This window comes from Terrirubrum flagellatum (genome assembly GCF_022059845.1).
GTDB lineage: Bacteria > Pseudomonadota > Alphaproteobacteria > Rhizobiales > Beijerinckiaceae > Terrirubrum > Terrirubrum flagellatum.
In genome coordinates, this window is sequence record NZ_CP091853.1 from 266,142 (window position 1) to 275,022 (window position 8,881).

At 60.3% G+C, this 8,881-nt stretch carries 7 protein-coding genes; all 7 read right to left on the reverse strand.

The annotated features are described in order from the left end of the window. Window positions 1–196: 196 nt before the first annotated feature. The 7 genes from L8F45_RS29755 to L8F45_RS29785 all read right to left on the reverse strand — a co-directional run bounded on the left by L8F45_RS29755 (window position 197) and on the right by L8F45_RS29785 (window position 8,712). Window positions 197–2,356 (reverse strand): SUMF1/EgtB/PvdO family nonheme iron enzyme, encoded by a 2,160-nt coding sequence (locus tag L8F45_RS29755; RefSeq protein WP_342364088.1) that lies wholly within the window; start codon window positions 2,354–2,356, stop codon window positions 197–199. Window positions 2,357–2,364: 8 nt separating this feature from the next. Beyond that, entirely contained in the window at window positions 2,365–2,748 is a 384-nt protein-coding gene (locus tag L8F45_RS29760; RefSeq protein ID WP_342364089.1) for a VOC family protein, read from the reverse strand. Between the two features lie 31 nt (window positions 2,749–2,779). Continuing rightward, complete coding sequence (locus L8F45_RS29765) at window positions 2,780–4,168, reverse strand: ABC transporter substrate-binding protein (RefSeq protein ID WP_342364090.1); 1,389 nt, start codon at window positions 4,166–4,168, stop codon at window positions 2,780–2,782. 6 nt (window positions 4,169–4,174) lie between these two features. Beyond that, window positions 4,175–5,011 carry an ABC transporter permease gene (locus L8F45_RS29770; protein ID WP_342364091.1) on the reverse strand — a complete coding sequence of 279 codons (837 nt, stop codon included), beginning with the start codon at window positions 5,009–5,011 and terminating at the stop codon, window positions 4,175–4,177. An 8-nt stretch (window positions 5,012–5,019) separates the two neighbouring features. Next, complete coding sequence (locus tag L8F45_RS29775; RefSeq protein ID WP_342364092.1) at window positions 5,020–6,030, reverse strand: ABC transporter permease; 1,011 nt, start codon at window positions 6,028–6,030, stop codon at window positions 5,020–5,022. A gap of 94 nt (window positions 6,031–6,124) precedes the next feature. Next, window positions 6,125–7,696, reverse strand: a complete 1,572-nt coding sequence (locus tag L8F45_RS29780; RefSeq protein WP_342364093.1) for an ABC transporter substrate-binding protein — start codon at window positions 7,694–7,696, stop codon at window positions 6,125–6,127. Window positions 7,697–7,851: 155 nt separating this feature from the next. Then, entirely contained in the window at window positions 7,852–8,712 is an 861-nt protein-coding gene (locus L8F45_RS29785; RefSeq protein WP_342364094.1) for a sulfurtransferase, read from the reverse strand. Between the last annotated feature and the right edge of the window lie 169 nt (window positions 8,713–8,881).

Below are 8,881 nucleotides of genomic sequence, written 5' to 3' on the forward strand. Positions count from 1 at the left end.
CGGCTTTTTGACGCCACGCTCAGCGGCGTGAGTTTGCTCGTGACGATCGGCGTCGCGCTCATGGGCGCAATTAATATCGCAGCAGTTTGGCGGAAAACCCGAGAGCCATCTGCTCGTTGAGCGGCTCAGCCATTTAGTGCCGTTCAAGAGCGAGCGTCGCAGTTTGACCCTTTCCGGACAGCCAGAATGTCCGCTCTTAGTGAGGAGACTCAAGTGCCGCTGGCGAGGCGACAACGATGCGAAACCCGTTGCCACGCCAGAAGCCATCAGGCTCCAGGCTTCCACGATAGGTGCAGCAAGCCTTCAGCCGACCGCTGGAGAAGCAGCCGCCCCGCAGCACGCGACGAATGTGCGGGCCGGCGTCAGACGCCTCTCGCCCATCATCATCGTAGGGATATTTGAACGATGGCGTCGCCATGTCATCGCCCCACAACGTGCTCGTCCACTCCCAGACCTGTCCAGCCATATCATAGCAGCCATAAGGTGAGCGGCCTTTTGGAAAGAGGCCAACAGCACAGGTGTCGTTAAAGCCGCTCTCTTCTGAATTTGCAGCGTCTGCGGACCAATCGCTGCCCCAGGGATAAACAACGCAATTCCCGCGGTCTGGTTGGTCGCCGCGGGCCGCGCGCTCCCATTCGGGTTCGGTCGGAAGCCGTACCAATTCTTCGGCGTCGATCCGTCCTTCAGCGCGCCATCGCGCCGTGAGCCATTCGCAGTAGGCGATGGCGTCGCGCCAAGTGAGATCGATGGCGGGCGCATTGGCGCGCTCAGGCGATCGCCCATCCTTCGAAGCCCAATGGCGTTCGGTCTCCGCAACAAATGCGCCGTAACTTCTGTTTGTGACGGGAAACCGGCCGATTTTGAAGGCGCGCACATGGACGCGGTGAGGAGGGGTGGAATTCGGGTGCGTATTCGATCCCATGACAAAGTCGCCGACGGGGATATCGACCATCGCATCGAGATCGCGAGGATCGCCCCAACGAGCGAGCACGCGCCCCGCCTCAGCGCGAAGAGTGGGAGATAAAGCGCCGTTCTCGATGAGACGCAATAAGATATTCCCGATGCGCGATTGCAGCGCGCCTTCGCTGAAGACCATGGGCGCGGCGATCAGCGCGCCGCGTAGCGCGTTGCTTTCGGACTCATCGATCAAGCCATTGACGAGCGCGTCAGGCGGCGCATTCCGGGTCGCAAGTCTGCTCGCCAGGCTCTTGACCGGCGCCATCCATGTATCAGGGCATTGATGGAATAATTTCGCTACGTCTGACGGCGGTAGGACGGCGAGATGTCGAGCCGCAAGCAATTCGACGAGGTAAGGCTTGCGCACGGTTCGGCACAGGCCAAGCGAAACAAGAAGCGTCTGCAGCTTTGCGTCCGGGGCGAAGTCCATGCCGCCGCTTCGCAGATTCTCGAAAGCCGATTTGCACAAGCGATCTGCGGCTCCCGTGTCACAATGCTCCAGGACTTGGTCAAGCCACGCATCGACCATCGCTTCGGGCGACGAAGGCGCTTCGTTCAACCACAGCGACAGCGCAAATAGTCCCGGATTTGTCGCGGCGTTCGACATCTGAGCCGGCGTTGGCGCCTGAGCGCTCGATCTTTCGGCGATGAACGCGCGTCGCTGGACTGCAAGGAGCGGCAGCATGTCATGCGTGCTGAACTCTGCCAGCGATGGCCAGGATCGGACGATCGTTGCTTCTCCGAGCGCAAGGACGCGTAGCTTGGGATAGCGTGCCATCAAGGCTGATGCGTCCGCTAATACCGAGGGCCCCATTGAACCGAGGCGGTCGATACCGTCCAGGATGAGAAAGACATCCTGGATAGATTCCTTGCTCACAGCTTCGGCGAGCGCCGCTTCAATATCGAAGCCCGCAGCCACGAGAAGCTCTGAGAGAGACGAGGCGCTTCTGATCTCCACATAGAAGGGCAGTGCGATGGTCTCGCGCCACTCCTCAAGCGCGGTCATCCCTTGTTCGTTGCGAAAGACCGGCCGGGTCACCTCAGTGAGATTGTATTGCTGCGAATTTACGAGTTCACCTGCGAGATTGAGCGCGAGGCGCCGGGCGAAGCTCGTCTTTCCGCTTCCTCGCGGTCCGAGAAGCATCACCGCGCGCGCCGTCTGCGTGACTTCAAGCGCGGAGAAGTAGGCTTGAGGCGCGGGCTGCGCAGCCGCGTCGCGCAGCGACCTCAGGCCTTTCGCCGCCTTGTCTTCCTCGGTGTAATTCGCAAGCAGCGGGATGTAACCGTCCTCGAGGGACAGCGAGCCATATGGGGAGGCGACAAGTTCGGCGCCCGCAAGCCGTTCGACCAAGGCGATGCAATGGCTCCTGACGCGTTGCTCGGATTCAGTGGCGCACATTTCTCGACTCAACGAAACAGGCTGGCGACGTCGGGATTGTGGAAGCGCTGAATCTCGATCGCGTAGCCGGCAGGATCTTCGAAGAAAAAATGGTCGCAATAAGCGCCGCGCAAGATTTCCGAGAGGCCGGCGACCTGCTGCCTCTTCAAACGTTGATGCCAGCCTTCGACGTCTTCGGAGACAATCGTGAAAAGCGCGGCGCTCTTTGGCTGATGTTTCAGATGTCCACGGTTGCCGTCGACGATGCCGAAGTAGCAATTTGCAGCGACGCGGTAGATGCGCGCAAGACCTTGATCAAGCACGAGGTCGAAACCTAGGACATTCTCATAGAACTCCGACACTGCGTGAATGTCGGGATAGTAGAAGAATGTGATCGCGTAGTCTTTCTTCATGATGCAAGATTTCGCTTTCTGGTCGCCGTGTTTAGCCGATGTTCAGAACGCCCTTGTGATCGAGGGAGAGGCCTGCGACGCCGTCTCGCGAGGCGCAAACCTCGATCGGATGGAAAAGATAGAGCCATGGCGGGTTGGCGTTCAGACGCCGCAGGCACCGTCCGTAGGCGATGGCGCGCTCACTCGACTCGACGGCGCGATTGGCCGCGACGATCAGCTTTTCAGTTTCGGCGTCGTCGTAACCTTGCCACCAAACGGCTTTGACCGCGCTAGAGATCTTGTCATTGAGGATACGATAGGTGCTTTGCGGGGAGGAATCGAATATTGCGAGATCGCCAATCTCCTTGCGGCCAACCTGCCGGGCATATTCGGGGCGATCTGTCTCGATCTCGACCGTCACGGAGAGGCCGAGGTCGCCGAGTTGATCAGCTACGAAGAGGCTGATCTCTTTCGCGCGGTCCGGCATGAAGGTCGGCGTCCTCAGGGTGACCTTGGACTCTGCGCCTGTTTGATCAAGCAGCGCCTTGGCGCGGTCGAGATCGTAGGGGATTAGCTGCGTTCCTGCATGGTCCATACCGAGATGGAATGGGCTGACGATGGAGGCGGACGGCGCGGCAAGACCGTGGAGGACGCCGGAGATCAGACCTTCAATATCGACGGCGTGATTGATGGCGAGGCGTCCTTCAGGCGACGCGAACAACCCATCGAAACAGTTGAGATAATAGATCACCGATAGCGTGTTGAGCGCTTTGCCCCAGACGAGGGTGGGATCGAATTCAAGCGGCCCGTGGACACGTTCAAGATTGAGCGCGGCGTCGACGGCGCCGTCTTTGAGCAGGCGAAGACGATCTTCGGCGCTCGGGATCTCGTGGGCGACGATCGTTTGCGGGCCTGCGCCCGAGACGCGTTCAAGCGTCGCGCTCCGCCGTGGCGAGAAGTTTGAGACGCGGTACGGCCCGGACCCGATCGTCGCGGCGCCGCTCGCGTCAAGGCGGCAGAGAAAGAACTCCGAAAAAATGTCAAGAATATCGGCGATTGGTTCTGGGTTCTCGACGATAACGCTATTGTCGGCGCCGACAGAGAGGCGTGCGTTGGCCAGATAGCGCGCGTAAGACCACTTCATGCCGAAGGTGTCGACGGCGCTGCAGATATCGTTGACGAATGCAATGACGTCTTCAGCCAGGCAAGGCGCCCCATCGTGGAAGCACGCCGCCTTTCGGATGAAGAATCGCCAGGATCTGCCGTCCTGAGAATATGTCCAACGATCGAACAGGCCCGGCCTGGCGAGGCCGCGGTCCCAGCGCAATAGCGGTTCGAAGACAAGAGTCTTGAGAGTCAGCACGCTGGTGTCGTCGGTCACCCGCGTCGGCGGAAGAAAGTCGACTTTCTCCAAGGCGAGCGTCAGTATGGGCGTGGACATAAATCCTCAGTCGAGTTCCCGGCGTCGTGGATTGAACCAGTCGGCAAGCGCGTCGCCAATCAGATTGAAAGACAGCACCGTGAGCAGGATCGCCATCCCGGGAGTGAGGGCGACCCACGGACTCGCTCGGACAAACTGCAGGTTGCTTGAGACGTCGGCGCCCCATTCCGGCAATGGCGGCTGTGCGCCAAGGCCGAGAAAGCCAAGACTCGCCGTCTGCAGGATAGCGCTGCCGACACTGAGCGAAGCCTGCACCAGAAGGGGGCCCAACCCATTCGCAAGCACATGTCGGACAAGGATTCTTGGCGTGGAAAGGCCCAGCGAAATCGCTGCCTCGACGTAAAGCTTGACCGATACGCTTAGCGCCTGGCTGCGTGCAACGCGCGCAAATTGCGGCGCGAGGGTGATTGCGACTGCTAGCATGGCGTTGTTGAGGCTGGGACCGAACGCGGCGGCGAGCGCAATTGCAAGCACGAGCGCCGGGAATGACAATATGGCGTCAACCGTTCGCATGATGATCGCGTCGGTGAAGCCGCCCATGAATCCTGCGATTGTTCCGAAGAATACGCCCGCTACAAATGCGATGAGCACGACGCCGAGGCCGATCGTGAGCGTGTTCCGCCCACCATGAATCACGCGCGCGAAGACGTCGCGGCCGAGCGAGTCTGTTCCGAACCAATGCTGAAGGCCTGGAGGCGAAAGCTTGTGGAGCACGTCAAGCCGGGTCGGCGAATAGCCAATCAGCAGAGGCCCAATTGTGACCGCGATAAGAATAGCGAATAGCGTTCCGCCGCCGACCAACGCCAACCTGTTATTTCTCAAGAACTGGACGATTTCCGCCATCGCAGTTCTCAGCTCATCTTTCGGCGGATACGTGGATCCAGCACGCCATAAAGCAGATCGACCACGACCGAAGTCGTAACGAATAGAAGCGCGAAAACCAGGGTCGCGCCCTGAATAACGGGATAGTCGCGGTTCTTGATCGCCTCGAACATGAACCGACCGACGCCGGGCCATGCGAAAATCGTTTCGGTCAGAATCGCGCCGCCAAGCATCTCCGCGAATTTAAGACCGACAACGGTGACCGCCGGCAGCAATGAATTCCGCAGCCCATGCTGGAGGACGACGCTGGATCGGGAAAGCCCCTTGGCGCGCGCAGTTCGAATATAGTCTTCCGCCATCACTTCAAGCATGGTGTTGCGCACAAACCGGCCAAGCGTCGCGGCGAGAAACGCGGCGAGCACGGTCATCGGCAGCAGGAGATGCTCGACCGCGCTGCGGAAGGCCGCCGCGTCGCGCGCCAGCAGTCCGTCGACAAGGGTGAATCCAGTGATCGGCGAACCGATGATGTATGGACTGAGACGGCCCGAAACCGGCAGCCAGCCTAGATATGTGGCAAAGACAAGTTGCAGGATCAGTGCGAGCAGGAAGGCCGGCATCGACACGCCGATGAGTGATACGAGCCGAGTGATATGATCGAATAGAGAATTCGGCCGAGTCGCCGAAAGCACGCCGATTGGCACGCCAACTATGACCGCCATGAGCGTCGCGAAAATTGAGAGTTCGAGCGTCGCCGGCAGGCGAATGAGAAGCTCGTGCAGGACAGGCTGGCCGGTCTTTAATGAGGCGCCAAGATCGCCGTGGAGCAGCCCCGCGACATAATCGACGAACTGGATCGCAAGCGGCTGATCAAGCCTCAATTGATCCCGTAGCGCCGCAATCTGCTGATCGGTCGCGCCCGGGCCGAGCAGCGTCACAGCGGGATCACCCGGAATGAAGCGAACGAGCGAGAATACGATGACAAGCACGAGGCACAAGACTGGGACCAGCGAGATCAGACGACGCAAGAGAAAGCTGATCATTCCCGCCGATCCGACGAAGTCTGACGCGCCGCTCGCCGAGCCAGAAAAAGCGCTCCGTGATTGCTCGGCGTCAAAGCTGCGGCGCTATTGAATTCTAGTTCTTGTATACGCTCCAATATTCGTTGAGCGGCGGCGCGCTATTGATGACGAGGCCCTTGACGTTCGCGCGCATGAACACGATCAGCTTGGGGCTGAAGAGGTAAGCGGCGGGAACGCGAGCGACAATCTTCTCCTGAATATCGGAATAGAGTTTCTTGCGTTCATCGGGATCGACGGTTTGCTGGCCTTTGAGAATGAGCGCGTCGAGAGCGTCATCTTTTGGCATCCGGAAAGTCATCGCCGTATCCGCCAGGCCCGACAAATAGCCAATCGTGATGTGAGCGTCGGGATCATTATACCATGGCTGACGGCCGTCGAGCGCTATATCGAATTTGCCTGCAGTCTGCAGCGCGCGATAGGCGGGGAACTCTGTCTGCTCGATCGTCGCGTTGACGCCAACGTCGGCGAGATTGGCCTGTATGAAGGTTGCGACTGCACCCCAGAGCGGGCCCTGAAAGCTGTAGAGCTTGAAATTGAGTTTGCCCGACGCAATCCCGGCCTCGGCGAGAAGCTTCTTGGCGAGTTGCGGATCATATTTCGGGGCCGCATCTCTAAGCTTTGGATCGAAGGCCCAGCTGTTGGTCGTGAGCGGACCGTAGACGCGTTCTGCGACGCCGCCGAAGACGCCTTGCAGCAAGCCGTCGTAATCGATGGCGTGCGCGATCGCTTTCCGGACGCGGATGTCGGCGACCGGGCTCTTGGGATCATTGTTGTTGAATTCGAGCTGGCGAATGATCTGGCTTGGCGCCTCGACGATGGAGATGCGCGGATTCGACTTGAAGGCGGCCATTTCCTCGACGGGAATCGCCGAGAGTTGCCCCTGCTGCTGAATGACGTCGACGCCGCCATTCTCCAGTTCGAGCCGCCGCGTCGAAGCTTCAGGTATCACGCGATAGATCACCCGCGCGAGCTTGGGCGCGCCGCGAAAATAATTCGGGTTCGCATCGAGCACCACATTGGTGTCGGCGCGATAACTTGTGAATGCGAACGGGCCGGTTCCAACTGGATTGACCGCGAATTTGTCGCCGAACTTCTTCACTGCGGCCGGACTGACAATAGCCGCCTGCGGCTGCGCCAGAATCGAAAGGAAGGCCGGGTAGGGCTCCGACAGCGAGATCTTCAATTCAGTCGGCGATGGTATGCTGACCGTCCGGATGAGACCGAACGTGGCCTGCACGTAGGAATTGATCGCTTTGGTCCGTTCAAGGGAGAACTTGACGGCCTCCGCGTCGAACGGCGTTCCGTCATGGAATTTCACGCCCTCGCGGAGCTGGAAATTGAACTCCTTGCCATCCGGCGAAACGGTCCAGGACTTGGCCAGACGCCCTTCGAGCTTCGAGAAATCCGGCGCGCTCCAGGCGACCAGGGTGTCGAACACGTTGAGAATGATTTCGCTGCCAATCGGCTCGGCTTTGTTCGCGCCCGGCTCGAGATTGGCGGGATCCGACGGAACGGCGACGATGAGTGTCTTCTGCGCGTCGGTCGTCTGCGCCTGAGTAGTCGCGATCAACGGACAAACCAGCAGCGGCAGCGCTGCGAGACACGCCAAATATCTGCTCAATGCCATGGATGCGCCTTCCCCGGTTGGCGGCTGCGAGCTGATCTCAGCCGACGTCAGCGCGATGTCGCGGTCCGATCAGCGATGCCGGCGAAATCTGATATTCTACGAAATATACTAAGGACGATTTGATTGTAAAGCCGCGTCGAGACGCGTGATCACGATCAGCCCCAGGGCTTTGCGCCGCGCGCCGTGGGACGGGTCGGGTCGGCCGCCCAGGCTGACCAGGAGCCCGGATACATCGCCGCTTCGATCCCGATTGCCGCCAGTGACAAGACAGTGTGGGCGGCTGACATTCCGGCGCCGCAATAGACGCCCACCGGCCGCGTCCCGTCGGCGCCGACGCTGGCATACATTTCCCGCAGTGTGGCGCTATCGGTGAAGTTGCCGTAGTCCGTGAGATAGTCCGGGGCGGGCGCGTTGATCGCGCCGGGGATGTGGCCGCGCGGGGGCTGGCCGGGCTGATTGGGGCCGCCGATGTAGTTTGGTCGGATACGCGAATCGAGCAGCACCGCCTGTCGCGCGAGCTCGATGGCTTCATCGGGGCCAATTTCAGGCATGTGGCCTGGCGACAGAACAATGTCGCTTGGAATGGGCGTCGGCGCTTCGGAGGCGGTGGCGAGATTAGCAGCCCGCCATGCAGGCAGTCCGCCGTCGAGCACGCGCACATCAGGCAATCCCGCCCAGCGTAGGACCCACCAAGCGCGGGCTGCGGTCAGATTTCGGTCGTCGTCATAGACGACCACCAGTCTCTCTCGGCGCAAGCCCCATCGTCGGGCCGCAGCCTGCAGGTCGCCAATAGCGGGGAGGGGGCGCTGCCCGCCCATTGCTGTCGGAGGGCTAGCGAAGTCCGTGTAGGCCTCCGCGTCAATCGCGCCCGGAATTCGAATCTCTCTGGTCGAAGGCCGACCGGTATAAGGATTGATGGATTGGATCGCGAGAATGACGAGGTCTGCGGCCGCCTGCATCATGGCGTGCAATTGCGCCGGAGTGAGCAGCGCCTTGGCGCGGACATCGTCTGACATGGCGGGCTGTTCACCTTGTTCGGCGCGACTTCATTTCCGTGCGGGAAGCGTCGGCGGTCGTCGGCCACTCTGATATTCTACCAGATATGCCACAAGATTGACTTTGTGTCCCAGGCTGGCGGATGCTTGGGCGAACGGCGGCTTGCCGGGATTTCTGGGACAGTTTTCC

Bases quoted from the DNA above. Each gene is read 5' to 3' on its own strand.
- L8F45_RS29775 (WP_342364092.1), bottom strand. From the start codon at position 6,030: ATGATCAGCTTTCTCTTGCGTCGTCTGATCTCGCTGGTCCCAGTCTTG.
- L8F45_RS29760 (WP_342364089.1), bottom strand. From the start codon at position 2,748: ATGAAGAAAGACTACGCGATCACATTCTTCTACTATCCCGACATTCAC.
- L8F45_RS29755 (WP_342364088.1), bottom strand. From the start codon at position 2,356: ATGTGCGCCACTGAATCCGAGCAACGCGTCAGGAGCCATTGCATCGCC.
- L8F45_RS29785 (WP_342364094.1), bottom strand. From the start codon at position 8,712: ATGTCAGACGATGTCCGCGCCAAGGCGCTGCTCACTCCGGCGCAATTG.
- L8F45_RS29765 (WP_342364090.1), bottom strand. From the start codon at position 4,168: ATGTCCACGCCCATACTGACGCTCGCCTTGGAGAAAGTCGACTTTCTT.
- L8F45_RS29770 (WP_342364091.1), bottom strand. From the start codon at position 5,011: ATGGCGGAAATCGTCCAGTTCTTGAGAAATAACAGGTTGGCGTTGGTC.
- L8F45_RS29780 (WP_342364093.1), bottom strand. From the start codon at position 7,696: ATGGCATTGAGCAGATATTTGGCGTGTCTCGCAGCGCTGCCGCTGCTG.